Raw genomic sequence first — 24,845 nt, 5'->3', positions numbered from 1 at the left:
CTTCCGTTCGAGAAGACCCCTCGGAGGCGACAAACGAATCACTCCTGGTTGAAGTTCTGCTGTCAAACGATGGTACGAACGATACCGCGATCGACTGGAACACCTTGTGAAACAACAACCCATAGAACACGCGGGTGAGACGCCGTGCCTTTTCTTCCATGCGCATGACACGAACACCTTACCTGAGTGACTGGATGCGGCTGGAAGTATCGAACGGGACGTCCGGCCGCGCTTTAACGCGAGCTCAACTTGTCCTTATCCTTTCCTTGATTTTTGAAGGGTGTCCTTGATTTCGGGCCCGTGTGCCGGTTGAATACCCCCGTCGCTGCTCCTACGAAGGCATTGTTTTGCTGTATCTATTTGACGATTTCGTTCTCGACACCGACCAGCGGGAATTACGCCGTGCCGGATCTCCGATTCCGTTGCAGCCTCAGGTTTTCGACCTCCTCGCGTATTTGATCCGTCACCGAGCCCGGGTGGTGACCAAGGACGATATGATTGGTGCAGTTTGGGGCGGTCGCATCGTCTCGGAGTCGGCGCTCACGACCCGCATCAACGCAGCCCGCATGGGAATAGGCGATTCCGGCGAGGCGCAGCGGCTCATCAAGACCTTGCCGCGCAAAGGCGTGCGCTTTATCGGCACGGTGCGCGAAGCAGCCAGGGAGGTCGCGATCGCGGTCGCACCTCCGAAGGTCGAGATATCCAGCCTGGTGGTCGGCCGGACAGCCCCCTTCGAGACGATCGACCGGATGGCGCGGCACGCATTGTCCGGTCAACGGCAAATGGCCTTTGTCACGGGAGAAGCCGGGATCGGCAAGACGGCCTTCATCGCCAAGGCGATCGAGCGATTGACGGAACAGGGCTTCGACCTGCTCTATGGGCGCTGCACCGAACGGTTTGGAACGGACGAAGTCTTCCTGCCACTCATCGATGCGCTGGTGAACCGTTACCGGGCGAACGGCCCGGACCTGATTTCGGCCGTTCGCGCGCACGCGCCCACCTGGATATTGCAATTGCCAGGTGCCATCGACGCATCGGAACGCGCGGCTTTCCAGGATGAAGTGTTCGGTGCAACGCGCGAGCGGATGCTGCGGGAGTTTTGCGACCTTCTGGAAGCGCTGAGCGCCGGCCGCCCGTGGGTCCTGGTTCTCGAAGATCTGCATTGGAGCGATTTCGCGACGCTTGACGTGGTGTCTCGCTTCGCGCGCGGGAACGGCGAGGCGCGCGTGCTGGCCCTTTGCTCCTATCGTCCAGCCGACAGCGCCGCGGACGGGCATCCGATCCGTCGCCTGCATCGTGATCTCGAGATTCATGGATGTTGCAGCGAATTGCGGCTCGATCGATTGTCGAACTCGGAGGTCGAGCGCTATCTCGCATTGCGCTTCGGCGACGCGGAATTAGCCTCGAGCTTGTCAAAGCCGGTATTCGAGCGGACGCTGGGGCACCCTCTGTTCGTGGCCTCGCTGCTCAAGCATCTCATCGACCAGGAGTCGATCGTCGAAACGGACGGCCGATGGCGCCTGTCTTCACAGGCCGCATTTGCTCAAGATCGCATTCCAGACAGCCTCTTGACCATGATCGGCCATGAGCTCGAGCGCCTCACCGACAACGAACGCCGTCTGCTTGATGTCGCCAGCGTTGCCGGCGAAGATTTTTCTGCGGCTCTCGTTGCAGCCGGCCTGTCCGATGATGCAATCGACGTTGAAAGGGACATCGAAGCGTTGATCCGGAAGGATCATATCCTCGTTCGTTCCGGGGTTTCCGAGTGGCCCGATGGAACATATTCGGGCGCCTACGCTTTCCGCCATATTCTCTATCAGAATATCATTTACCAGAATCTGCCGCCGGGACACCGCGCACAAACGCACAAGCGCTTGGGCAAGAGGCTGGAGGAGGCCCATGCCGGCCGCACCCCTGAAATAGCGCCCGCGCTCGCGCTCCACTTTGAGCAGGGTCGCGAATATCCGAGCGCGTTGCGCTACCTCCGGGAAGCGGCAGAGAGCTCGACGAAACGCCTCGGCCATGCGGAGGCCGCAAGCTATCTCTCCCGCGCGCTTGGCATACTTGATCGTTTCGATGCTGCCGACAAATTCTCAGCCCGCGTCGCTCTTCTGCGGCAGCGAAGCTGGGCTCTTCGCTCGTGCGGCGACCTCGTCGGCTCCATCCGTGATCTGCGCGACATGATTGCCTGCGCCGAACAGGCGGGCGAGATCAAGCAACAGCTCAATGGCCTCACGGCTGTGAGCAGTCTCTGCTTGCGCGTGGATCGCCACGCCTGCCTTGAGGCCGCTGAAGACGTACTGTCGCGAAGCCAGGCGCTTGCGGACGACACATTCAAGGCTCTGGTCCAGGGCAGCAGCGCGAGCGTCAACCTGTTCCTCAACGGCTGGCGCAAACAGGACGCCACGCTCTGCGACAGGGCGATCGAGCTGAGTGCGAGTGCCACGAACTATGGCATCTTGATCAGACGCAATGGAATATCCGGTATCGTTGATTGCTGGAGGTCGCGGTACCAGGAGTGCCGCCGCGCCGGCACAGAAGGAAAGCGATTGGCGCGTTTGGCCGGCGACGTTTACACTTTTGTTCTGTTCAACGTGCTTGAATCAATCGCGCTCATTCATCTGGGCGAATGGCGCGAATTGCGACGTGAAATCACGGCCGGCCTCGAACTGGCCGTCAGAAACGCGAACGGCCCCAGCAGCGCATTGTGCCGGCTGACGCTTGCGTGGTTGCACGTCGAAGCGATGGATTTTGATGGAGCCCGGGAGCTCTGCGAAAGCGTCGACGATAGTCTTCTGGTCGGCGATCAGTCGACGTATTTCCACAAGCGGGCCGTCCTTGCGAAGGCCTATGTCGGCCTGAACGATCCGTCGGGAGCTCGCAGGCAATTTGACGATATTGAGCGCCGCAGGCGTGAAGAAGGCATCGACATCGAATTTACCGCCGCGACGCAGGTGTATCATTGCCTCGGCGAATATTACCTGCAGGTTGGCGATTTCACGCAGGCTCAGAGCTGTGCACGCCAGCTCCACGACTATGTGGCATCGGCTCCAGATCTCAATCACCTGGCCCAGGCCCATGGACTGCTCGCGCGTACGGCGCTTGGCTTGAGTGATTCAGCGGAGGCTCAGTTGCACCTGTCCCGCGCGCTGGAGATCGTCGACAATGCCGACTTCCCGATCGCTTCCTGGCGGGTGTACCGCACCGCCGCCGAGATTTTCGCGAGGTACGGAGACGTCGACAGGGCAGCGACGTATCGCTTGCGATTTGTCGAGACCGTCCGAAGGCTCGCGCAAAATTTCGAACCCGAGGATCGCCTGCACAAGAGCTTGCTCGCCGTGTTAGCAACGCGAACAGCGCAACTGGAAGCGATGACCTCGCTGCCTCCGCGAAATCAACGAAGCTGATCGATATCCCGCCGCTCATAACGGTCTGGTTGCAGGTTCGAGTTCTGCCGGGCCCACCACGCTCGCCCTCCGGGCTACGCGTGGTGCAGTCACGCCAGCCCGGGGACAAAACCGGCGTCTCCTCTCGCACGCCCCCTCAATCCTCCACCCGATACAGCCGCCATCGCTCCGGCACGCCTTTGAGCTGGTGAACGCCGTGATCCCTGAAGCGGATTGTGGACTGCGTCTTCAGCAGGTCCTTGACCGCGCTGGAGACCAGGACTTCGCCGGCGCGCGCCTTTGCGGCGACGCGCGCGCCGATGTGGAAGGCGAGACCGACCACTTCGGCCCCGCTCACCTTGTATTCGCCCGCATGCAGCCCCACCCTGATCTCGAGCCCCAGCGTGCGCACGGCCTTGAGGATCGCGGTCGCGCAACTGATACCGGCAGCCGGCGCCTTGAACGTCGCAAGCAGTCCGTCTCCCGTCGTCACGACTTCCTTTCCGCGCGACGTCTTCAACTCCTTGCGGACGGCGGCGTAATAGTGACCCATCACCTGCGTCCAGCGGGCATCGCCGAGCTTTGCTGCTTTCTCGGTGGAGCGGACGATATCGACGATCAGGATCGTGGCGAGCGCCTGTTTGAGTTCGGCGCTACCGCTGGCGGTCCGGCGCCGGCTTGCAATAGATCCGGCCAAGGGTTCATAGCGATGGTTGCGCCGGCGCGCGATCGCGGCTTTTGCATAGTCCTGGGCACGCTGCGCCGTGCCGCAACGAACTGTTTTCTCCTGCGGCAGGCGCGTCCAGTAGACCTTTCGCCCGTCTCCGGCGCCCTGGACCTCCACGGCGCCCCATTTCAGGAAGATCGCCGAGCCAACGCGTCGGACACACCACGCCTTCGACGTGTATCCGGACACGTTGGACTGATGGATTCCGATGCGAAGGAAGTTTGGCATGAAATTGCGGCCAATCGACAGACCGTCTGGGCGGACCTGGCGCAAAGCGTAGTCATACAATCCTGCGTTGGCAACAGGGACACCCAATGCAAGATTTGCGCGAGGAAACGCCGCGCTTCCCGCGCGCGCGGAACGCGCGGCGGCCTTGCCGATCTAGATCACGCGCCGAGGCTGATGAAGTGAGCTCCCGAAAGCCTCTTCCTTTCGCGTTCGGTAGATGGTGACGACCTCCCGGCACGCCTTGACATTCAACCGGTGGAAATCGAGCTTCAATCGATCCAGCTCACCGGCGGTTATGCGGTAATTCTCCGCCCCCAGGAACAGCAGCGCCATCGTCGTGGGCCATGAGAAATCGAGAGATTTAGCCAGGATCAACGCCGGCTCGCGATCCTTCTCGATCAACGCCCGCTCCGCGACATCGATCGGCAGCTGACATAGCAGCGACATCGCGACTGTGGTCTCGTTGAACTTGAGAGAGTGAGCGAGTTCGAAGACCTTGTCTTCGGTCAATTCGCCTCGCTCATGCAGCTTCGCCACCGTGCGTTTGGCCGTGAAGTAGTCCTTCGACGCCGGGCCAAACCTGGCGTGAATGGCCCCGGTGAGGTCGACGACGACGCGATGGATCTGGGTTTCGATATCCGGACGCTCCTTCTGGAGCTTTTGCCGCACCTCTTCGGAGGCTTTGGCGATCAACTGGTGGAAGAGGTGTCGCGGAATGTCCTTTCGAAGTCCCACCGACTCCGCAAGGATCGAATCCCCTTCCGACCGCCGCACCAGATGGAGAAATCCGGAGTTGGAAAAATTCGCCCCCGTGTTCGATGCGACCGAGGTGACGACCTCGGAAGATCCCCGCACCACCAGCACATCGGTGACCGCTTCCGGAACTGCCTGTCGCCTGGAGATGGCCAGCAAATGCTGCTGGCTCTTGCTTTTGGCACACGCGATCAATGTCTCGGTGTCGAGGCGCTCCGACTGACTGAGAATCGGCCATGCGACGTCGATGCAGTCGTCGCTGGCCATCTGCCGGGTCAGTGCATAGGGCGCGTTCGCGCTACAGGCGAGCTTTCCTGCGAGCTTCGCCCGCGCACTCGTCTCGATCTCCTGGGCGAGACGGCCGATGACCTCGCCGAAGGTCCAGATCTGCTCCTCGGAATAGGTCCCGGCGATCAGAATGTCAGCCGCATGCCAGAGCGCCCGCAGACAGCTCTCGGGATTTCCTCTCGCAACCGCTTCGTCCAACTCGGCCAGGAAAGACGCGGTGACAGCCATTGATGCGCTCGCAGTTTGAAAACGATCCAACGACAAAAAGGGATTTGAACGAAACGAGGCGATGACACCACCTCAGACCTCAACGCGCGGTAAATCCTCCCCGGCTGCCTTGGGCCGGGCTTAAGGTCCGCCTAATCGGATTGGTCGAAATTTAGGTATTGTCGGACTTGGTCGATCAGACTTGGCGGAGGCGAGCACCTCAACCGTCTGCACCGCGCAGACGCACTTCGTATGCGTAACCGGCGCTACTAAGCCGAGGGACCGCAGTCCCGCTTTCCCCGTTTCGCAAGACGCGCGAGTTCTTCGGTGAATCGACCGATATCATGGTCCGACGAGTAGATATGAGGCGCCACGCGCACGATCTTCTCGAGGCTTCGCGCTTCGAGCTCCCATCGGGCATAGTCGAGGCCCACAGACGCAATCGCGATGCCACGCCGTGCCAATTCGTCCACAATGGTGTCGGCGGGCAGAAACGCATGCTGGAAGGTCAGGAATGCCGCATCGGCATCCGCGTCTTCGAACACCGTGAGACCGGGGACGTCGCGCAAGTTCACGCCCAAACGGCGCAGCTTTTCGATGTTGTGGGCGCGAACATTCGATCGGCCAACACGATCCAGCTCCTGAAGAGACGCCCGCAAGCCAAGCCGGCCGGAAGCGGAGAATTCCCACGCCTCGAATCGTCTCGCATCCTCCCGCAACTGGAAACTGTCGTCCGGACACCAAGTGCCGGCACTCTGATCGATGATGATCGGCCGTGCCAGACGGCGCAATGCCCGATCCGATAGCGCCATCATCGCCTGCCCCCGACCGCCCCTGAGCCACTTCCGGCCCGGCGCGACCATGATGTCCGCAGATGCCCCCGGCAGCGTCAAGTCGAATTGACCGATGGCTTGCGCCCCGTCGACGAAGTAGAGGCAGGTCTCCGGTCGCGGAATCGAACCGAGCGCCTCGACCGGCTGTCGCAACCCGGAACTGCTGGCAACGGCCGGCGCGCAGATCGCGACAGTACGCTCATCCACCAGTGCCGCGACCTCCTCGATGTCGATCAGCCCCTTCCTCGTCATGGGCAGTCTGATCAGTTCCGCTCCGACACAAGCTGCACGGCGCACGGCATTCAGAATATTTCCGCCCCAATCGTTCCGCGCGATCAGGATGCGATCCCCGCGCTTCAGCGGCATCGATGCAAAGGCAAGCGCCCAGAGCCGGCTTGCCTGCTCGCCGAAGCCAAGATGCGTCGGGGCGACGCTCATCAAGCGGGCCGCCAGGATACGCGTCTCTTCAATCGTGCCTATCGCGTCGGCCGCCGCCCAGTGCACGCCACGTCGCGCCTCGAGATCGAGGTGGGACTTGATGGCCGCAACGACACTCTCGGGCATCAGACCAGCGCCGGCTGCGTTCAGGTGCGTAAAGACGCCGCTCTCGTCCTCTGCCGCCGACGGGCCTCGCCGGGAATCCCGGGAGATCACTACCCGGTCCCGATCGCCGCGATGATGTCGATCTCGACCGGGGCACCGCGCGGAAGTTCGGCCACGCCCACCGACGTTCGCGCGTGCCGTCCCCTGCTGCCAAGATGCGCCGCGAAGACTTCCGAGGCGCCGTTCATGACCTGCGACTGCTGCACGAATCCGGGCGCGGATGCGACATAGCCGGTTATTCGGAGAATCTGTTCGATCCGGTCGAGCCCACCGACGGCTTCCGCGAGTGCGGCCAGGCACAGCTCAGCGCAGACGGCAGCTGCACGCTGCGCCGTCGCCAGGTCGATCTCAGCGCCCACCTTGCCCTTGAAGACGAGTTCATCGCCACGACGAGGCAACTGTCCACTGACATAGGCAACTCCACCGTGAACCACGACCGACACATAGTCGCCACCCGGCGCGTTCGTCTTTGGAAGATTCGCGTCCATTGCCGTCTCTTTCAGTGATTGAGGATCTCTGACAGAAATTGCTTCGCCCGTCGGAGCCTGGATTGGCGAAGAAGTGTTGCGTGCCGGTGCGCGCGACCGGCGTCGGAGCTCTGGTCAGGGCATTCATCATGCGGCGGCCATCCGCCCCTGAAGCCGCCTCACCACGCGAGAAGCCGAGAAGCAGATCGCGAAGTAGACGAGGGTTGCGAACAGATAGAATTCGATCAAGCGCGCCTCCCGATTTGCCACGATGCCAACCGACGTCATGAAATCATGGAGACCGATGACGTAGACCAGCGAGCTATCCTGGAACAGAGCAATGCTCTGTGTGAGCAGGATGGGCGTCATGCGACGCAAGGCCTGCGGCAGGACCACGTAGCGGTAGGCCTGCATCCGGCTCATGCCGGTCGCGAGCGCCGCTCCCATCTGCCCCTGGGAGATGCCATTGATACCAGCGCGCATGATTTCGGAATAGTAAGCAGCCTCAAACAGAGTGAAGGCGATGAGAGCGGACGCAAACGCACCAACCGGTCGTCCGATGAACAGCGGCACCAGCAGATAGAACCAGAAGATCACCATGATCAGGGGAATCGAGCGCAGCCCGTTGACATAACCGGCGGCGATCGCGGCAAGAGGACGCGGCGCCGACAGGCGCAGAACCGCAAGCAGCGTCCCGAGCAGAATGCCACCCACCATCGCGAGCGCCACGAGGACGAAACTCGTCTGCAATCCCTGCCAAAGGAATGGCAACGCGTGAACCACGGCGCTCGAATCGAGATTCCGCATGATCAGCCTCGTCCCAGAGTGCCGGGGATCGCGACCCGCCTTTCCACGGCGCGCATCCCGATGATGACGCAGAGCGTCATCATCACATAGAGGACGGTCGCGGCCGTCAGAGCCTCGATACCCTGGAAGGTGTTGGCCTCGATCTGACGGCTCTGGCCCGTCAACTCCAAAACTCCGATGGTCAGTGCGAGCGACGAGTTCTTGATGATGTTGAGGGCTTCCGACGTCAATGGAGGCAGCACGTTGCGCGCCGCAAGGGGCAGGAGGATGTAGCGATATGTCTGCGCGGTGGTGAAACCCGAGGCTGCAGCCGCCATACCCTGACCAGGGCCGATCGATTCAATCCCGGCGCGGACCTGCTCGGCGATGCGCGCGGCGGTGAAGCACCCGAGTCCAGCCACGGAGAACCAGTATTCGGGCATTGGCAGGTCGCGCTTGATCCAGAGTCCGAGCCAGCCCGGCAACAGCTCAGGCAGCACGAAGTACCAGAGGAACAGTTGCAGCAGCAGCGGGATGTTGCGGAACAAATCCACGTATGCCGTAGCGATGGCGCGGGCGATCCGGCTCGGTAGCGTGCTCAACACGCCGACGGCGCAGCCAATTGCGAGCGCGATGAACCATGCAGCGCCTGCAACGAGAAGTGTCCATTTCACGCCGGCGAGGAGCCAACCAAAGTATGGCTCGACGAACAGGATGTTCCAGTTCCAGCGATATTGCATCGCGTGCCTGCCGGGAGTGTTCAGCGCGGCAGGGCTTGAACCCGGAACGCGGCGAGAAGCTCGCCCTCGATCTCCAGGCCCAGCGGGTCGAACCATTTGGCATAGATCTTCTCGGCCTCTCCCGAGCGGAACGCGTCGGCGAAAGCCGCACGCACGAGCAAAGCGAAATCCTGGTCACCGCGCTGCATCATCGCGCTATAGGGATCGTAGGTGAGCAGGCGCCCGACGACCGCAAGCGAACCTGCCGGCCTTGCCTTGTTCGCGGCATAAACCTTGATCTGCACGCCGTCCGCGACGAACGCGTCAACACGATCGTTCTCGACCAGCAGCGCACCCTCGGGAAGGTCTTTCACATAGACCAGTTGGATGCCGAGCGCCCTCTCCTCATTGAGCTTGCGGACCGCGGCCTCGTTCGACGACCCCTGGAGGGCGGCAACGCGCTTGCCCTTGAGATCCTCAATCTCCTTGATCGCCGACGTTGCTTTCACGAGCAACTGCGTGCCGGTGACGTAGTAGATCGGCGAGAACTCGACCTGCTCCTGGCGGGTGAGGAAATTCGAGGTGGTGCCGCATTCGAGGTCGATCGTTCCGTTGGCCACCAGCGGGATTCGGTTGGTCACATTGATCGGCGTGAACGTCACTTTGAGGTCAGGCTTGTTCAGCCGCTGCTTCACCGCATCGACCACTTTCAGACAGAGATCGACGGAATAGCCTTCGACCTGCTGCTTGTCGTCGATGTAGGAGAACGGCACCGAGGCTTCGCGATGGCCGATGTCGATGGCCCCACGTTCCAGGATCCGTTTGAGAATGACGCTGTTGCCGGGCCCCTGCTGTGCGGGCAGCGGCTCTGCCGAGGCCGCCGTGACCAAGCCCGCCGCGATCGCGATCGATGCCACGGTCGCCATGCCCAATTTGCCCAGTCTCATCGGGTATTCCTCCCACTCGTTGCGCCCGCAAGGACGCTACTTCGCGAACGCCGGGGATTTCCAATGCGAATGCGCGCGGACCCGATGCGGAATTCGCATCGGCTCATCGGTGGAAACCGGCTATGGTGCGCCAGGAGAGATCGCGGGAAGGCTACAATCATGCTCGATGTCCGCTGGCTTGAGGATCTGGCCGCCGTCGCGGAGACCAAGAACCTGACGCGCGCCGCCGAGTTGCGGAATGTCGGTCAATCCGGGTTGAGCCGCCGGCTGCAATCGCTCGAACACTGGGCCGGCGCAGCATTGCTCGACCGCCGCAAATCCCCCGTTGAGTTGACCGAGGCAGGATTGCAACTGCTGGCCACGGCGAACGACGTGATTGGACGGCTCAATGCCACCCGGCGTGCCCTGAGGGAGGACCAGGATAAAGCGACGCGTAGTGTGCGCTTCGCGGCCCCCCACCTTCTGTCCGTGACGTTCTTTCCAAAGTGGCTGCCGCAGATCCAGACAGCGATCGGATCGACGCGGTTGACGATCCTGTCTGACAACCTCCCGGGATGCTGCGAAGCATTCGACGACGGTGCCGTCGATTTCGTCGTCTGCTACATGGATCAGACCAACAGTCTGAATTCGGCCGGCGGCAAGGCGCTGTCGATCTCGACATGCCAGTCGCTGATCATTGGCCGGGAGAAGCTCGTACCTTTGTCAGCCGTCGGCAGCAACCAACAGCCCATACATGATCTGACGCCAGAGCCGCGTCGGTCGATCTCCTATCTCGGTTACAGCAGCGAATGCTCGCTCGGCTGGGCCGTCGACCAGAAGCTCGCCGATGCGACTGACCTGCCCCAACTCAATCGCATCTATGAAAACTCGCTGGCCGATGGACTGCGCTCGATGGCCTTGTCCGGGCTCGGCGTGGCCTGGCTGCCGCTGACCACGACCCATCAGGACATCCTCCGCGGCCGTCTCGTTCGCACGGGTTTGCCGGAGCTGGATGTCGATCTCGACATCCGCATCTATCGGCCGCAGCGACGCCTCAGTCGGCGCGCGGAAGATCTCTGGTCACATCTCGTCACCGCCCGGTCGGTCGTCGAACTCCCGGAGCTTGCTTCGACCGTTCAGAGGGGACGTGCCTAACAGCGATTCGCGCGTCACCCCCTTACCCGCGATGCGCAAACAGCTCGATCGGCTCGCTGAAGCCACGCACGTCATATTCGCCGACGCGTTCGAGATCAAAATCGCCTTTGACCAGGTCGGCGAATGCGCGCGACAGCAGAACTGGCCTTCCCAGCTGCTTGGTGAGGGCTTCGAGGCGCGAGGCCATGTTGACGGCGGGGCCGATGACGGTGAAGTCGAGCCGGGCCTTCGACCCGATATTGCCGTACATGACGTCGCCGACATGGACACCGATGCCGTAGTTCAGCGGCGCGCGGCCGGTACCGTTGTTCCGTTCATTCAGCGCCACCATGGCCTGACGCGCCTCGGTCACGGCATGCAGCAGGTTTGCGCAGGCGTTGGGCTCGCTGAGCGGGAAGATCGCGAGCAAGCCGTCGCCGATGAATTTCAGGATCTCGCCGCCGTGCCGCGCAATCGGCTCCGACATCGCATCGAAATAGTCGTTGAGGAGATCGATGACGTCGTCGCGCGGCCAGTTGTCGGAGATCTTGGTGAACTCGCGGAGATCGCAGATCATGATCGCGGCGCGCACCGTCGTGCCCGTGCCTCGCCGGGTCGCGCCGGCCAGGATGAGCTCGCCGGCGTGCGACCCGACATAGGTCTCGAGCAAGGTCCGCGCCAAGCGGTTCTTGACGCGGATCTCGCTGACCAGCGCCAGCACCGGCAGCAGGCTCTTGAGGCCGGCGATATCCGCAGCGTCGAAGCCGCCGGGACGGTCGGTCGCGAAGGTGACGAGATGCCGCTTGCCGAGCGTGTGGTAGAGCGGCCACGCCACATAGTCGGTCAGGCCCTTCGCCCGCATCTCGTCATAGACGGCGTGCTGGCGGCCGAGCGACGGGTCGCGCTCGAGATTCTCGCGCACCTCGGTCGCGCCATCCTGCATTTCGTTGGCGGGACTGCCGATATATTCGGACCGCTCCCTCACGTCGAAGTCGACCCTCGATATCTCCGCCTCGCGCATGCCGTCGGCCCACATGAATCGGGCCCCAAGCCATTGCGGGTGCTGGATCAGCACGTGAAGCGTCGACCGCTTGAGCGGGATGCCGGCCTGCTGGAGCCGGATGCACATCTCGGCGAAGATGTTGTCGATGAAGCGCTGGTCGTGCGTGCCGTTGGTCAACCAGTGCACGACGGCGTCGGTGCCGGAATGGACGGAATCGGTGGTTGGCGGCGCGTTCATATCCTGCCCCTGGGCGGCGGTCTACATCCGACGGGATATATCGTGTTCCAGCGTGACGGCGTCAACCTAGCCAGTTGCACTGATTGCGCGCATCGGGCCAGCCAGGTGGCGGGCAGATTGCCGCTTAGCCGATGAGCTGAATCGACCCAAGCACTGCCAGCCCTGACACAAGGGTGAGCTTCGACGTCTCGGTCGATTCGAGCTTCAGCGTGCTGCCGTCCGGAATCGCGAAGTTCTCTCCATCGAGACGGATGCTGCAATCGCCACGCGCCGCGTAGAAGAGATGCGTGCCGGCTGACAATTGCCGATCGCCGGGCTCCCTGAGCGCCAACAATTCGATCTCCACCGCCCCGCGCCGCGCCATCAGATTGACGACCTCGACCGGACCGGCTTCGAGCTCGGTCACGATCTCGAGCTCGCCGCTGAAGCGTACGGTGGTGAAGGGCTCGCGCTCGTCGAACACCTCGCCGGGCGCCTTGAGCACCAGCCCGCGCCCGCCGACGACCATCTGCAAACGGTCGATGCCGGGCATGTAGGAGAAGGGACCGGACGCCACGATCGGCGTCGCGGCGAAGCGCCACAGCAGGCTGTCCCAATCCTTCTGCGGCGCATCGGCGCGATGGGCGTCCGCGATATCGGTGAAGATGCCGCCGCCATTCTTCCACGGCGAGCGGGTATAGTCGTCAGGTTTCAGCAGCGTGGTTTTCATGTTCTGGAGCTTACCTGAAAAAGCATCCCTCATCATGCTTTCGCGTCGAGCTGAAGCCTGTTGGTCAGATCGTTGACGAGCGAATCCACGAATTGGTTCTGGTAGGCCGAGATGCCGTTGAAATAGACGGGGCCGCCGGCCTGCACCAGCATGGCGCCGCCGGAAACGGCCGCATCCGTGCTGCCGTTTTCGGACTTCGCGTCGAGCTTGCCCATGGCGTCGTTGAGCTGGGTCGCGGTCTTGTCGTCCATCTCGCCATTGGCCTGGAGCGTGGCGAGCAGGGACTGATACGCGCTCGAAAGATCACTTCCGGCGCCGGTCTCGGCCGTGGCGGAGAACGTGCCGTTGGTCTTACCGTTGTAGCCCTTGTAGGTCAGCGTCTCGGTGGTGGTTCCGTCGCTGTTCGCCCTGCTGTTGAGCATCAGCTCGAACGCGTTGCCATAGGCTCCCGTCGTCAGCATGTTCGGATCGTTCGGATTCTTGTTCTTGCTGGCGCCGGTCTTGTCAGAGCCTGCGGTCCAGTTTGGCGGGACGGTGTAGCCGACGCTGGTCACGTCTTCATTCCTGGGGTCGTTGCGCGGAAATATTTAGCAATATTTGTGCCAGCGACGGATCAGTTGATTTTCATCGACTTTCTTCTCCGGCGCTTGTCAGCAAACGTCGCCGCGCGGTGCAGCGCTGCAGAATTTGCCCGGCAGTTTGATCCCGTCGCCGGATTGAGCGAGGCTTGCGCTGCTCAGCCAATGCAGTCGTCCTGGCGAAGGCCAGGACCCATTACCCCAAATGCTGGTTATCAAAACGAGCGGTGGCCACACCGTCTTCCAACAATATTGGACGGTGGTTATGGGTCCTGGCTTCCGCCAGGACGACGTTGAAGAGATGCCGCGGCCCTCACTCGCCCTTGCCGGCCTTCAGCTTCGGCAGCGTCTCGACGATCTTCTGCTTGCCGTCGACGATTTCGGCGAGGAAACTCGCGCGGTCGATGTCGCCGTTCTGGTCCCAGCTTGCTTCCATCAGCACGCCGGGCGCCTTGTCGGGCGTCAGCGTCAGGCCCTTCATCGTTGCGCCAAAGGCCTTGCTGTCGAACTTGCCGATCTTCTCGGTGACGTATTTGACGAGATAGACGGCGGTGTAGCCTTTGATGCCGTTGTGATCGGGCCGGTACTTGTAGCGCTCACTGAATTTCCTCGTGAAGTCCTCGATCGCGGGAATCGGAGCGTCGGCGCTCAAGCCGACATGGCCACGCACGCCATTGGCGGCGGGGCCGGCGAGCTCGACCACTTTCTGGCTGAGCAGCGTGGTCTCACCGAACAGCGGCGTTGCAAGGCTCTGCCGCTTCGCTTCGATCAGGAAGCGCGCGCTCTCCTCCTCGTTGGTGTAGACGAAGACGGCATCGGCCTTGGCGCTCTTCAGCTTGATGACGTCGGAGCCGAAATCGACCTGGCCCTGCTCGGTCGAGATATCGGCCGCGACCTCGATGTTGCGCGTCTTCATCTCCTTCACGAAATTGTCGCGACCGCCCTTGCCGAAATCATTGTTGACCCAGACCACCGCGACCGACTTCACCTTGAGCTTGTCATGCAAATAGTTGGCGATCTTCGGCATCGAGAATTGCTGGCCGAAGGCGGTGCGGAATACCCAGGGGTTGCCCTGCATGGTGATGTCGGCGGCCTCCGCGCCGACGATCTGCGGGATCTCGGCTGCCTGCGTCAGTGCCATATTGACCTTGACCGAGCCGGAATAGATTGGCCCGAGCACGACATAGGGATCCTTGTCCAAAACCTTCTGCACCTGCGCGCGCGAGATGCCGGGATTGCTCTGGGTGTCGAGGTGCTCGGTCTGGATCTTTCGGCCCAGAATGCCGCCGGCATTGTTGATCTCGTCGACAGCGAGCGCGACCCCGTCGCGCCAGTTGGTGCCGGAGACCGCGCCGGGGCCAGACAGCTCGATCACGTCGGGGATGTAAACCGTGGTCTGCGCACAGGCTGCGCCTGCCCACAGTGATGCCGCGATGGCAATGCCGAGCGGTCCTGCAAGATGCCTCATGACGTCCCTCCCCTTTTTGCTCTGTTATTATCCTGTTTGATCCGCCGCACCGTCGAAGCCGAGCAATTTTGCCGGCGTTCGCCACAACAAGCGACGCTGGTCGTCGGGATCCGGAAACAGCCGCGTCAGCACCGCGAGCAGCGGACCGTAGTCGAGCCTTTCGGGCGCACGCAGGAACGGATAGTCCGATCCCCAGACGCAGCGGTCGAGCGTGAAGGCGTCGACCAGCGCCGCGATGAACGGCCAGGCGTCTTCGTAAGCATGCGGTTGCTGCGAGAATTTGTAGTAGCCGGAGAGTTTGACGTGCGCGTCACGCTCGCGGCCGATCGCGAGGAGCGCCTGGAAGGCCTTGCCTTGCAATCCCTGCGCAATCGACGGACGTCCGCAATGGTCGAACACCAGACGCACGGGTGATTTTTCGATGAGCGGCAAGAGCGGGATAAGCTGATCGTTCTCGACCTGGATTTGCAGGAACAGTCCGAGGCTCGTCAGCTTCTCCAGCAGCGGCGCCGTCTTGAGATAATAGTCTGCGCCGTGGAACGGCACGTTGAAGGCAACGCCGATCACGCCGGCGGCCTTCAGCCGTTCGAGCTCCTTGATGTCGACCTCGTTCTCGACGACGGCGACGCCCCTGAAGCGGCCACCGCCCTGCTTCAGCGCGTCGAGCAGAATGCGGCTGTCGCTGCCGTAGCCGGTGTTGGTCGCGACCACGAGCGCGTGGCGAACATCAAATGCGTCGAACACGCGGATGAGCTGCGCCGCGGGCGCGATCTCCTGCCCGCTCGGCCGGTATGGCGTATTGGCACCATACGGAAAGCGGACGGGATCGATGACGTGGATGTGGCAGTCGATCTTGGAGCCCGCCGGCAAGGTCATGGCGCAAAAACTCCCCGGCGCGCGGTTCAGAACGTTGCCTCGATGGCCTTGATCAGCTCGGGCGTCACGTCCGGCATGACACCGAACCAGGCCTTGAAGGCGAGCCGCGCCTGGTTGAGTAACAGACCGAGCCCGTTCACCGTGACGCAGCCGCGCGCGCGGGCCTCGGCCAGGAACGGTGTTTCGAGCGGCGTATAGATGAGATCGGCGGTGAGCGTGGTGGCCATCAAGCGCGACAGATCGATATCGAGCGCGTCCTTGCCGACCATGCCGCGATCGGTGCAGTTGACGAGCAGCGCGACGTCGGCGAGCGCGGAACTGCGATCATCCCAGGCGACGGTGCTGATGGCGGAGCCGAGGTCCTTGGCCAGCGCCTGCGCCTTATCAGGCGTGCGGTTGGCGATGCGGATCTCGCGCGCGCCGTTTTCGAGCAGCGCCACGACCACTGCGCGCGACGCGCCGCCCGCCCCCAACAGCAGGATCGGCCCCGCATCGCCACGCCAGTCGGCCCTGGCATCGCGCAGGCTCTGCACAAAGCCGTTGCCGTCATTGTTGAAGCCGGAGAGCGTGCCGTCTGCTTCGACGACGATGGTGTTGACGGCGCCGATGCGCTTTGCGGTCTCGTTGACGCGATGGAGCAGCGGCATCGCCGTCTGCTTGTGCGGCATGGTGACGTTGCAGCCGCGGAACCCGAGCGCGACCAGTCCACGAAGCGCATCCTCGAGCCGCTCAGGCGGGACGGCGAGCGGCACATAGGTGCCGCGGATGCCCTGCGCCTTCAGCCAGAAATTATGAATGACCGGCGAGCGCGAATGCGCGACCGGCATTCCGATGACACCCGCCAACCCAAATCCATCCACCTGCGGCATGCTGCGCTTCCATCCCGAACCGCGCTCTTCGGCGCGTGACCATTTTATTTGGTCACTTGTCCAAGACAATTAGAGGGAATGGCCATCGCGTGCAATCTGAATCTCAGGATGATGAAGGAAGAAGGAGGCGGGAAGACGCGCTCGCGGTGGCGCACATTCACGCAGGCCGCCCGGTCCTCGCCTCACGGCTACTTCGTCGTCAGCGTCGCGACCGGCCGCCACGCCGCATCGGGCGCGGCCGCAGCGAACTGCCGGCAGCGGTCGCGCATGAGTTCCGCCGGACGATCATGGCCGCGTTCGTTCAACACGGCTTCGAAATCGGCGAGCGCTGCGGCAAACCGGCGTTCGCGATAGTTGGCGAGGCCCTGTTCGTAGCGCCCGATCCAATCGGGCATCTCACCGCCGCTCTCCTCGGCAAGTCCGATCAATTCATAGACCGGGAACCCCTCCTCACGTCCGTACACGGCGATGCTGTCGATCTCGCGCGTGACGACGGCGCCGCGTGCCAGGCGTTCGGTCGCCTCGCCGATCAGGATCTGCGTGCCATAAGACTTGTTGGCGCCCTCAAGGCGGCTTGCGACGTTCACGGCGTCGCCGATCACGGTGTAATTCAGGCGCAGCTCGGAGCCGATATTGCCGACCAGCATGCGGCCGGAATTGACCCCGATCCGGATCTGGAGCGGCTGGCCGAGGTCGTCGGCGAGGCCCGACGCTGCGATCGCCCTGCGGCAGCCGAGCGCTGCGCGACAGCAGCGCAGCGCGTGATCTTCCTGCGGCTGCGGCGCGCCCCAGAACGCCATCACGGCGTCGCCGATGAACTTGTCGATGGTGCCGCCATTGGCGACGACGACCTCCGAAGCGATGTCGAGATAGCGCGACAACAGCGGCACCACGCGATCGCCGAGCCGCTCGGATAGACCGGTGAAGCCGGCGATGTCGATGAACATCACACTAAGCTCCTGGATGCTGCCGCCGGGCCGGGCCTCGACGCCCTGGCGCAGCAGCGCGCGGACGAGATCGGCCGGGATGAACTTGCGGAACGCGGACAGGCCGGCCGCCATCTCGGCGATGGCACCCGACAGGCTCGCGATCTCCTTGAGCCGCGACGGATGGCGACGGACCTGCTCCAGCGCGAACGCCTCGACATGGCGGAGCTCGCCGACGACGCGCGACAATGGTGCGGCGATGACAGAACGCGCCAGCGCCGCCGAGGCCAACGCCGCGAGCACGGCGCCGATGGCAAGGCCGAGGATCAGGCGTCGCAGCGTCGTCTCGACCGGCCCGAGGAACTCTGCCTCGGGGATCACCGTCGCAAGCGACCAGCCCGGAAATGGCAGCGGCGTGAGCGCGACTTCGAAGGCCGCGTTGTTCGAGATGAGCCGGCCTCGCCATGCTTCCTTGCGCGCCGCGTCGCCGGCCTTTGCCAGCGCCATTTGCGCCAGCGGCAGCAGCTTCTGCTCGCCCCGCGCGGGATGCAACTCGTCGGCCTCCTTGTCCGGCGCAGCGACGATTTCGCCATCGCCGCCGAGGATGAAGGCCGCACCGGTGCGTCCGACCTCGAGCTGCGACAGGAAGCGCGCGAGCCTCGTATATTCGATGATGACCGCAAGGACGCCTTGCCGCTCCTGGTAGACGTCGATCGGACCCGCAAAGGCAATCGAGGGCCGCTCGCCGATCGGATGGTCCGACACCCTGAACCATTGCGGCTCGTCCGCTGTCAGGCCGGTCTTGAACCAGGTGCGGTCGGCGACGCGAAATTCTGTCGGCTCGAAGCGGCGATTGGCGAATTCGATGTCGCCTGGCACCACGTCATATTCGTCGACGCGGCGCTGGCCGGGATGATCGGTCAGCGATATCTCCATCATCTCCAGGCGGCGGTCGCCGAGCTTGTGCGCGGCGAAGAAGGAGCCATCGGGCCAGCCGAAGGCGACCCAGGAGATCGTCGCCTGCGACTGCAATTGCGACAGGAACACGAATTCGCGCTTGTCGGCCTCGCGAGTGTCGAGCACGTTCTGGAGGAACAGGGTGCGGATCGCGGTATGTGCGGCGCGCGCCTCGTCCACGATGGCCAAGACCTCCTTGCGCACCGCCGCCACGATTTGCTCGTTGATGGTCGAGGCGAGCTGCCGGCTGGTCGCCTCCGCCGTTCGCCACCACAACAGGCTGGACAGGGCAGCCGTCAGCAAAATCGCAGTCAGGACCAGCGCCGAGACGGCAAGGCGGATGCTGACCGTCAGCCTGGCGATCGCGTGAAGCTGCCGTCCAGGATCGACGTTCATCGCTGTTTCCGCCTTGAGGCCCAAGCATGGTTCCTGAATCGCTCTACGTGGCCCGCCGCCGTTCGTTACGTCTGGCAGGCCCGGGCGCACGGCCTGTGTGCACTCACCCAAGGGGCTCACGGACTCGTGAGTGGCTCAAAGGTAACGCGGGTCGCGGACGAGGCGAATGGGACAATGCGCTTTTCGCGTACCAAGCGATGCCATCTCAAAAGGAGAATCCGATGTCTGCCAAACTTGCTGTCACTACGCTCGTTCTCGCCGGCGCCATGTCAACTGCGCTCGCAACGCTCGCCGCCGCCGCCCCGCTGACCAAGGCCGAGGCCGATGCGGCCGTCGCCGCCAAGAAGGAAAAATGCTTCGGCGTCGCGCTGAAGGGGCAGAACGATTGCGCGGCGGGACCGGGCACGACCTGCCAGGGCACCTCGACCACCGACTTCCAGAGCAATGCGTGGAAGTTCGTGCAGGGCGGCACCTGCGCCAGCATCGATCTGCCGAACGGCAAGAAGGGCTCGCTCAAGCCAGTGTAACGCCGGCGCGTCACGACCACCACAACAGGGAAGAGCGGAGAGAAACCATGACGACGGCAATCGAGCCCGACGCGTCCGTGATGCCACTCCGCTATTCCGTCCCGATCGGCGGCGTTGCCGGAACGAGCTTCAAGCCTGAGCATCTCCAGGCAATCCTGAGCGCAGGCCGGCAACGCGGCTTTTTCGAGGTTCACGCCGAGAACTACATGGGCGCGGGCGGGCCACCGCATCGTGCGCTGGAAGCGATCCGCCGCGATCACCCGCTGTCGCTGCATGGCGTCTGCATGTCGATCGGCGGACCGCAGCCACTCGACAAGGCGCACCTGGCCCGATTCCGCGGCCTGGTCGCGCGCTACCAGCCGGCGCTGGTGTCCGAGCATCTCGCCTGGTCGACGCATGAGACCAGGTTTTTCAACGATCTGTTGCCCCTGCCCTACACCGACGCCACGCTGCACCACGTCTGCGATCACATCGACCAGATGCAGGAGGCAATTCGGCGTACGATCCTGCTGGAAAACCCATCGACCTATCTCGCCTTCGCGGAGTCGACGATCAGCGAGACCGACTTCATCCGCAGTGTTGCGGAGCGCACAGGATGCGGCCTGTTGCTCGACATCAACAATGTCTTCGTATCCGCGACCAATCACGGCTTTTCGGCGCTGGAGTATCTGGCGGACTTTCCAATGTCGCGCGTCGGGGAGATTCATCTCGCCGGTCACGCCGAGCAAGCCGACGATGACGGCGATCTGCTGCTGATCGATAGCCATGACGGCCCGGTCGCGGACGCCGTGTGGAGGCTCTACGAGATCGTCATCCGGCGCTGCGGTCCAGTGCCGACTCTGATCGAGTGGGACAGCAAGATCCCGGATTGGCCGATCCTGCAAGCCGAGGCTGCCGCCGCGCAGGCGATCCTCGACCGCTGTAGCCCAGCCACGCTGACGGGAGATCGCCATGCCGCCTGAGCAGGACCTGTCCTTTGCCGCGGCCTTCGTGCCGGCGCTGCTGGATCCAACGCGCCTTGCACCTCTGATCGTGACCGGCCCGAACGGCAAAGCCGCCGGCAAGCGGTACGATGTCTACCGCAACAACGTCACGGTCAGCCTGATCGACGCGATGGCCGCGATCTATCCGGCGGTGCAGCGCGTCACCGGCCCCGATTTCTTTCGCGCCATGGCGCGCTTCCATGTTCGCGAAACGCCACCGACCTCGCCGCTGCTGTTCGATTATGGCCGCGACTTTCCGGCTTTCATCGAGGCCTACGAACATGCGCGGCCGCTGCCCTGGCTTGCCGACGTCGCCCGCATCGAACGGGCCTGGCTCGACGCCTATCACGCGCGCGACGCCGCGCCACTCGCGCCGGCGCGGCTTTCCACAGTCGCGCCGGACCGGCTGGGCGATCTCATTTTCAGCCCTCACCCGGCGGCGTGCATCGTGCGATCGCGTTTCTCGACGGTGACGATCTTTGCCGCCAACCGCGATACAGCGCCCGTCGGACGCATCGACGCGTCGATACCGGAAGACGCGCTGATCACACGCGCTGACTTCGACGTCACCGTCCGGCACCTTCCGCCGGGTGGTGCGGTCTTCGCGACAAATCTGATCTCGGGCCGGCCGCTCGGCGAGGCCGCCGCGTCAGCGCTGGAGGCGTCGCCCGATTTCAACATCGCCTCGAACATCGCCGGCCTGATCGAGGCGGGCGCATTCACCTCAATTGCCTTTGGAGACGCTTGATGATCACGGATCAACGCCTCCCGGCAGGCGGCAGCCTGCCGACACTCGGGTTGCTCATCGAGAAGGCCAATCATCTGGTGCAGACCATCGCATCGCCGTCGATGGTCCAGCTCGTGCTGCGCGTCGCCCTTGCGGTGCCGTTCTGGCGCTCCGGCATTCTCAAATGGGGCGGCTTCTTGAAGCTGAACGACACCGCGGTGACGTTGTTCACCGACGAATTCATGCTACATCTGCCGGGTGGCCCCTATCACTATCCGGCGCCGACGGTGATGGCCTTCCTGTCAGGGTGCGGCGAGATCACGTTCCCGATCCTGCTGGTGCTGGGTCTCGGCACGCGGTTCGCAGCCCTCGGACTGTTGCTCATGACGGTGATCGTCGAGCTCACCGTGCCCGACGGCTGGCCAGTGCATATCACCTGGGCAGCAATGGCCCTCGGCATCATGGCTTACGGGCCGGGGCGCGTCTCGCTCGACCATCTGATCGGCTGGGCGCTTGGTCTCACCGCGGAGACGCGCTGAGCTTCGGCTCGGCCGCCTCACTCGCCCTTGTTCGGAGGAACTCACCGGATTCACGTCATTGCTGGCGCGCTAAAACGCAAATACCGCCAGCTGTGTGGTATGCTTCACGCATGAACGTTCCGCGAGGCGACCATGTCGAATGCCGATAAGGTCTTTACCGGCTCGATCCCGGGGATCTACGACACCTATTTCGTCCCGCTGATATTCTCCGATTTCGCTGACGATATCGCAACGCGCGTGGCGGCGCTCTCTCCCTCAGCGCTGCTCGAGACGGCCGCGGGTACTGGCGCGGTGACGCGCGCCGTAGCCGCCGCGCTGCCTCAGGGCTTTCGCTACGTTGCGACCGACCTCAACGAGCCGATGCTTGCGATCGCAGCGCAGCGCCAGGGCGAGGACCATCGCATTTCCTGGCGCCAGGCGGATGCATCGGCCTTGCCGTTCGACGATGCCGAGTTCGACGTGGTCTGCTGCCAATTCGGCGCCATGTTCTTTCCGGACCGCGTCAAAGCCTATGCGGAGGCAAAGCGCGTCCTGAAGCCGAACGGCACGTTCCTGTTCAACGTCTGGGACCGCATCGAGGAGAACGTGTTCGCACACGATGTCACGATGACCCTCGGCAAGCTGTTTCCCGATGATCCGCCCCGTTTCATGGCCCGGACCCCGCACGGCTACTTCGACCAAGCAATCATCAGAGCCGATCTCGAACGCGCAGGTTTTGGCGACGTCTCGATCGAAATACGGCCGGCGCTAAGCCGCGCGCCGACCCCCGACCTTGTGGCGTTCGCCTACTGCCAGGGCACGCCGCTGCGGTCCGAGATCGAGATAAGGGATGCAACCAAGCTCCAGGCTGCGACCGACGCTGTCGCCGAGGCGATCCGCATGCGGCACGGCTCCGGACCGGTCGAAGCCAAGATCCAGGCCCTGGTGATCACGGCTCGTCGGTAGTTGCGGGAGGCACGCGGCGTGCCGCGTCCTACCAAAAGCTCCGCTGCATCGGCTGTGCCGGTTGATAGTACTGGTACTGGCCGCCGCGACGGCGCGGATTGACGGGTTGCGGGTTGGGATCGCGCTGCTGAAAGAAGAAGCCGAAGCCGTTGCCGCCATTGTCCCAGCTGTCATCGCTCGCAACCGCCATCGGAGGCGCGGTCGGCTTCCGCGTGATGAAGCCGCCCTGGGGCTGGTTGCTCAGCACCGCGACGAACTCGGTGCGGTAGTTGGTCTCGCTGCTCAACGGCTCGTCCGAGATGATGATCGACGACCGCGGCAAGGCGGTCGGCGCGATGCGGTCGAGCACATCCTGCGGCATGGTAATGCGGTCGAGCGCGTCCTTGGCGTTGTCGCCATCGTCAATGCTGACCACGCTCCAGCGCAGCCCCGAATCATTCTTGGCCATCGCCGTGAAGATATGCGTGCCGAGCGGCTGGTCGGGATTGCGGATCGCGACGGGAACCTCGATGCTCGTGTCGAACACCTCGCCGCCGCCGTCCGGCGCCGGCTTGTGGGTGTTGCGCCGTACGTAAAGCTTCTGCGTTGCGCGGCTGATGTAGACCGAGACCGGCTCGAGCGCGAGTTTGGCATCGGTCGCCGCCTTCACGGCATCGGCCTTCCTGCTCGCCGCGGCCTTGGCGGCGTCCTTCGTGGCGGCGACGGCATCACGCTTCGGCTGTGCGGCAGCCTTGGCGGCATCGAGCTGGGTTGCGGCGTCCGCCGCCTTGGTGGCGGCCTTCTGCTTCAGCTCCTCGGCCTTTGCCGTGGCCTGATCGGTTTTTGCGGCGGCGAGCGACTTGTCGGCGAAGGCGAGCTCGGCATCGGCGCGGGCCCTCTGCTGTTCCAGCTTGCGCAGCGAGGCGGGGAGCGATTGGGCCTCTTTCGCTGCCGCTGCGGCGGCCTTCTTGGCCTCGTCGGCAGCTCTCGCGGCCTCCTCGGCCTCGGCGGAGAGCTTGTCGGCACGCGCTGGGGCCGCCGCAATGGCGTTCTTCTGCGGCATGAACAGCGATGGATGAGAGAAATCGACCGGCGCCGCGTCGTTCGGCGAGATGATCACCCGCATTCCGATATTCGTCTTCTCGAACAGGCCCTCGGCGAAGCCGAAGGGCATGCGCACGCAGCCGTGCGACGCCGCATAGCCGGGCAGCGGCCCGCCGTGCAACGCGATACCGTTCCAGGTGATGCGCTGCATGTTCGGCATCCAGGCATCGTCATACATGGTCGAGTGGTGGTCCTTGTCCTTCTCGACGACCGCGAAGACACCGGCGGGCGTTTCGCGTCCCGTGGTTCCGGTGGAGACCGGCGCGCGCAGGATCCAGCCCTCGGCGTCGTAGAAGATGACTTGCTGGCTCTTGATCGACACGATCGCCATGATCGGCTCGCCCGCTTCGCGCTGCGCCACCGCCTCGGCGGGTTGGCGCGCCTGCTTGGCCGCGTTGGCAGGGGTCAGCGCCGTCAGCGCGGCCACCGCCGCGAACATCACAATTCCGGGAGATCCCCAACGCCGCATCGCTCCATTGGATTGCGCCGTCGTCAGTCGGTCTTTCATGCCATACCCCGGTTGCCTGTCCGTACTTGCATCGATCACCTGTCAGATTGCGATCTTTGGATTAAGAAATCGCAGCCACTATCCGTTCCGTATCAGGCGATATTCGGCCCGTTCCGGCGACAAATCTCTCATATACGACGGCCCGCGCGGGCGGAAGGGCGGCCCAAGAGAGACACTGGCGCCTGAAGCTGGCCCGGAACTGGCGGGCGCGCGCTGCGGCAGCATGTTCGCCGTCAGAGGTGGAGCGGACAGGATGTGACTGGAATCACAGAGAATTGCGTCAGGCCACGGCAACCTGGAAGGCCTGGCCGTCTCGGTGTCGCTTGCCGTCCTCGCGGCCGTCCTGATCGCCGTCGCACGCAACGTTGGTTCTTGAATCGGGCAGGCTTGTTCGGTTGCGGCAGGCCCGCATCACACTGCGGCCAAACCAGATGACTTTGATTTCCATTACATTTTT

23 protein-coding genes are annotated in these 24,845 nt (G+C 63.4%); 7 read left to right on the top strand and 16 right to left on the bottom strand.

Translation table 11 applies throughout. From position 1 onward, the window contains the following. Positions 1-347 precede the first annotated feature (347 nt). Positions 348-3,407: an AAA family ATPase gene (locus ABIB73_RS24155; protein WP_354228030.1), complete on the top strand. Its 3,060-nt coding sequence runs from the start codon at positions 348-350 to the stop codon at positions 3,405-3,407. A gap of 136 nt (positions 3,408-3,543) precedes the next feature. Here the strand turns inward: ABIB73_RS24155 and ABIB73_RS24150 are convergent, their stop codons facing one another. From ABIB73_RS24150 to ABIB73_RS24120, 7 genes are all read right to left on the bottom strand, one after another. Beyond that, positions 3,544-4,341 carry an adenylate/guanylate cyclase domain-containing protein gene (locus tag ABIB73_RS24150; RefSeq protein ID WP_354228028.1) on the bottom strand — a complete coding sequence of 266 codons (798 nt, stop codon included), beginning with the start codon at positions 4,339-4,341 and terminating at the stop codon, positions 3,544-3,546. A 153-nt stretch (positions 4,342-4,494) separates the two neighbouring features. After that, a complete protein-coding gene (locus ABIB73_RS24145; protein WP_502918454.1) occupies positions 4,495-5,610 on the bottom strand; it encodes a DUF2336 domain-containing protein in 1,116 nt (371 codons plus the stop codon). A gap of 248 nt (positions 5,611-5,858) precedes the next feature. Beyond that, entirely contained in the window at positions 5,859-7,076 is a 1,218-nt protein-coding gene (locus ABIB73_RS24140) for an aminotransferase class V-fold PLP-dependent enzyme (RefSeq protein ID WP_354228025.1), read from the bottom strand. Further along, positions 7,076-7,513: a RidA family protein gene (locus ABIB73_RS24135; protein ID WP_354228023.1), complete on the bottom strand. Its 438-nt coding sequence runs from the start codon at positions 7,511-7,513 to the stop codon at positions 7,076-7,078. The genes ABIB73_RS24140 and ABIB73_RS24135 overlap by 1 nt, the downstream gene beginning before the upstream one ends. A 126-nt stretch (positions 7,514-7,639) precedes the next feature. Next, on the bottom strand, positions 7,640-8,302 hold the full coding sequence (locus ABIB73_RS24130) for an amino acid ABC transporter permease (protein WP_354228260.1): 663 nt from the start codon (positions 8,300-8,302) through the stop codon (positions 7,640-7,642). Continuing rightward, positions 8,302-9,018, bottom strand: coding sequence for an amino acid ABC transporter permease (locus ABIB73_RS24125; RefSeq protein WP_354228021.1), 717 nt, complete (start codon positions 9,016-9,018; stop codon positions 8,302-8,304). The genes ABIB73_RS24130 and ABIB73_RS24125 overlap by 1 nt, the downstream gene beginning before the upstream one ends. A gap of 20 nt (positions 9,019-9,038) precedes the next feature. Beyond that, on the bottom strand, positions 9,039-9,944 hold the full coding sequence (locus ABIB73_RS24120; protein ID WP_354228019.1) for an amino acid ABC transporter substrate-binding protein: 906 nt from the start codon (positions 9,942-9,944) through the stop codon (positions 9,039-9,041). Between the two features lie 159 nt (positions 9,945-10,103). Between ABIB73_RS24120 and ABIB73_RS24115 the strand changes: the two genes are divergently transcribed. After that, on the top strand, positions 10,104-11,078 hold the full coding sequence (locus ABIB73_RS24115; RefSeq protein ID WP_354228017.1) for a LysR family transcriptional regulator: 975 nt from the start codon (positions 10,104-10,106) through the stop codon (positions 11,076-11,078). 22 nt (positions 11,079-11,100) lie between these two features. Here the strand turns inward: ABIB73_RS24115 and ABIB73_RS24110 are convergent, their stop codons facing one another. The 7 genes from ABIB73_RS24110 to ABIB73_RS24080 all read right to left on the bottom strand — a co-directional run bounded on the left by ABIB73_RS24110 (position 11,101) and on the right by ABIB73_RS24080 (position 19,076). Further along, complete coding sequence (locus tag ABIB73_RS24110) at positions 11,101-12,297, bottom strand: adenylate/guanylate cyclase domain-containing protein (RefSeq protein WP_354228014.1); 1,197 nt, start codon at positions 12,295-12,297, stop codon at positions 11,101-11,103. A 124-nt stretch (positions 12,298-12,421) separates the two neighbouring features. Beyond that, positions 12,422-13,006: a HutD/Ves family protein gene (locus ABIB73_RS24105; protein ID WP_354228012.1), complete on the bottom strand. Its 585-nt coding sequence runs from the start codon at positions 13,004-13,006 to the stop codon at positions 12,422-12,424. Between the two features lie 32 nt (positions 13,007-13,038). Continuing rightward, positions 13,039-13,560 carry a hypothetical protein gene (locus tag ABIB73_RS24100; protein WP_354228010.1) on the bottom strand — a complete coding sequence of 174 codons (522 nt, stop codon included), beginning with the start codon at positions 13,558-13,560 and terminating at the stop codon, positions 13,039-13,041. A 337-nt stretch (positions 13,561-13,897) separates the two neighbouring features. Then, positions 13,898-15,052, bottom strand: a complete 1,155-nt coding sequence (locus ABIB73_RS24095) for an ABC transporter substrate-binding protein (protein ID WP_354228008.1) — start codon at positions 15,050-15,052, stop codon at positions 13,898-13,900. Between the two features lie 27 nt (positions 15,053-15,079). Then, positions 15,080-15,928, bottom strand: a complete 849-nt coding sequence (locus ABIB73_RS24090) for an amidohydrolase family protein (RefSeq protein ID WP_354228007.1) — start codon at positions 15,926-15,928, stop codon at positions 15,080-15,082. Positions 15,929-15,954: 26 nt separating this feature from the next. Next, positions 15,955-16,797, bottom strand: a complete 843-nt coding sequence (locus ABIB73_RS24085) for a shikimate dehydrogenase (protein ID WP_354228006.1) — start codon at positions 16,795-16,797, stop codon at positions 15,955-15,957. Positions 16,798-16,985: 188 nt separating this feature from the next. Next, positions 16,986-19,076, bottom strand: a complete 2,091-nt coding sequence (locus ABIB73_RS24080) for an adenylate/guanylate cyclase domain-containing protein (RefSeq protein WP_354228005.1) — start codon at positions 19,074-19,076, stop codon at positions 16,986-16,988. A 221-nt stretch (positions 19,077-19,297) separates the two neighbouring features. Between ABIB73_RS24080 and ABIB73_RS24075 the strand changes: the two genes are divergently transcribed. The 5 genes from ABIB73_RS24075 (at position 19,298) to ABIB73_RS24055 (ending at position 22,797) form a co-directional block, all read left to right on the top strand. Beyond that, positions 19,298-19,603, top strand: a complete 306-nt coding sequence (locus tag ABIB73_RS24075; RefSeq protein WP_354228004.1) for a BufA1 family periplasmic bufferin-type metallophore — start codon at positions 19,298-19,300, stop codon at positions 19,601-19,603. A 47-nt stretch (positions 19,604-19,650) separates the two neighbouring features. Then, positions 19,651-20,565 (top strand): MNIO family bufferin maturase, encoded by a 915-nt coding sequence (gene bufB, locus ABIB73_RS24070; protein WP_354228003.1) that lies wholly within the window; start codon positions 19,651-19,653, stop codon positions 20,563-20,565. Continuing rightward, positions 20,555-21,334, top strand: a complete 780-nt coding sequence (locus ABIB73_RS24065; RefSeq protein WP_354228002.1) for an HvfC/BufC N-terminal domain-containing protein — start codon at positions 20,555-20,557, stop codon at positions 21,332-21,334. The genes bufB and ABIB73_RS24065 overlap by 11 nt, the downstream gene beginning before the upstream one ends. After that, a complete protein-coding gene (locus tag ABIB73_RS24060; RefSeq protein ID WP_354228001.1) occupies positions 21,334-21,852 on the top strand; it encodes a DoxX family protein in 519 nt (172 codons plus the stop codon). Before ABIB73_RS24065 ends, ABIB73_RS24060 begins: the two co-directional genes overlap by 1 nt. 132 nt (positions 21,853-21,984) lie before the next feature. Next, positions 21,985-22,797 carry a class I SAM-dependent methyltransferase gene (locus ABIB73_RS24055; RefSeq protein ID WP_354228000.1) on the top strand — a complete coding sequence of 271 codons (813 nt, stop codon included), beginning with the start codon at positions 21,985-21,987 and terminating at the stop codon, positions 22,795-22,797. A gap of 28 nt (positions 22,798-22,825) precedes the next feature. Here ABIB73_RS24055 and ABIB73_RS24050 read toward each other — a convergent pair whose 3' ends face one another. After that, the gene (locus ABIB73_RS24050; RefSeq protein WP_354227999.1) at positions 22,826-24,388 is read right to left on the bottom strand and encodes a L,D-transpeptidase; all 1,563 of its coding nucleotides are present in this window, start codon (positions 24,386-24,388) and stop codon (positions 22,826-22,828) included. A 280-nt stretch (positions 24,389-24,668) separates the two neighbouring features. Next, the gene (locus ABIB73_RS24045) at positions 24,669-24,836 is read right to left on the bottom strand and encodes a hypothetical protein (RefSeq protein ID WP_354227998.1); all 168 of its coding nucleotides are present in this window, start codon (positions 24,834-24,836) and stop codon (positions 24,669-24,671) included. Between the last annotated feature and the right edge of the window lie 9 nt (positions 24,837-24,845).

It is taken from the genome of Bradyrhizobium sp. F1.4.3, assembly GCF_040548375.1.
GTDB lineage: Bacteria > Pseudomonadota > Alphaproteobacteria > Rhizobiales > Xanthobacteraceae > Bradyrhizobium.
This window is presented reverse-complemented; position numbering and strand designations above follow the sequence as displayed.

Excerpts from the sequence above, each read along its gene's own strand:
- ABIB73_RS24050 (WP_354227999.1), bottom strand. The coding sequence starts at position 24,388 with ATGAAAGACCGACTGACGACGGCGCAATCCAATGGAGCGATGCGGCGT.
- ABIB73_RS24125 (WP_354228021.1), bottom strand. The coding sequence starts at position 9,018 with ATGCAATATCGCTGGAACTGGAACATCCTGTTCGTCGAGCCATACTTT.
- ABIB73_RS24120 (WP_354228019.1), bottom strand. The coding sequence starts at position 9,944 with ATGAGACTGGGCAAATTGGGCATGGCGACCGTGGCATCGATCGCGATC.
- ABIB73_RS24150 (WP_354228028.1), bottom strand. The coding sequence starts at position 4,341 with ATGCCAAACTTCCTTCGCATCGGAATCCATCAGTCCAACGTGTCCGGA.
- ABIB73_RS24085 (WP_354228006.1), bottom strand. The coding sequence starts at position 16,797 with ATGCCGCAGGTGGATGGATTTGGGTTGGCGGGTGTCATCGGAATGCCG.
- bufB (WP_354228003.1), top strand. The coding sequence starts at position 19,651 with ATGACGACGGCAATCGAGCCCGACGCGTCCGTGATGCCACTCCGCTAT.
- ABIB73_RS24110 (WP_354228014.1), bottom strand. The coding sequence starts at position 12,297 with ATGAACGCGCCGCCAACCACCGATTCCGTCCATTCCGGCACCGACGCC.
- ABIB73_RS24135 (WP_354228023.1), bottom strand. The coding sequence starts at position 7,513 with ATGGACGCGAATCTTCCAAAGACGAACGCGCCGGGTGGCGACTATGTG.
- ABIB73_RS24090 (WP_354228007.1), bottom strand. The coding sequence starts at position 15,928 with ATGACCTTGCCGGCGGGCTCCAAGATCGACTGCCACATCCACGTCATC.
- ABIB73_RS24060 (WP_354228001.1), top strand. The coding sequence starts at position 21,334 with ATGATCACGGATCAACGCCTCCCGGCAGGCGGCAGCCTGCCGACACTC.
- ABIB73_RS24065 (WP_354228002.1), top strand. The coding sequence starts at position 20,555 with ATGCCGCCTGAGCAGGACCTGTCCTTTGCCGCGGCCTTCGTGCCGGCG.
- ABIB73_RS24105 (WP_354228012.1), bottom strand. The coding sequence starts at position 13,006 with ATGAAAACCACGCTGCTGAAACCTGACGACTATACCCGCTCGCCGTGG.
- ABIB73_RS24080 (WP_354228005.1), bottom strand. The coding sequence starts at position 19,076 with ATGAACGTCGATCCTGGACGGCAGCTTCACGCGATCGCCAGGCTGACG.
- ABIB73_RS24095 (WP_354228008.1), bottom strand. The coding sequence starts at position 15,052 with ATGAGGCATCTTGCAGGACCGCTCGGCATTGCCATCGCGGCATCACTG.
- ABIB73_RS24115 (WP_354228017.1), top strand. The coding sequence starts at position 10,104 with ATGCTCGATGTCCGCTGGCTTGAGGATCTGGCCGCCGTCGCGGAGACC.
- ABIB73_RS24045 (WP_354227998.1), bottom strand. The coding sequence starts at position 24,836 with ATGGAAATCAAAGTCATCTGGTTTGGCCGCAGTGTGATGCGGGCCTGC.
- ABIB73_RS24075 (WP_354228004.1), top strand. The coding sequence starts at position 19,298 with ATGTCTGCCAAACTTGCTGTCACTACGCTCGTTCTCGCCGGCGCCATG.
- ABIB73_RS24145 (WP_502918454.1), bottom strand. The coding sequence starts at position 5,610 with ATGGCTGTCACCGCGTCTTTCCTGGCCGAGTTGGACGAAGCGGTTGCG.
- ABIB73_RS24055 (WP_354228000.1), top strand. The coding sequence starts at position 21,985 with ATGTCGAATGCCGATAAGGTCTTTACCGGCTCGATCCCGGGGATCTAC.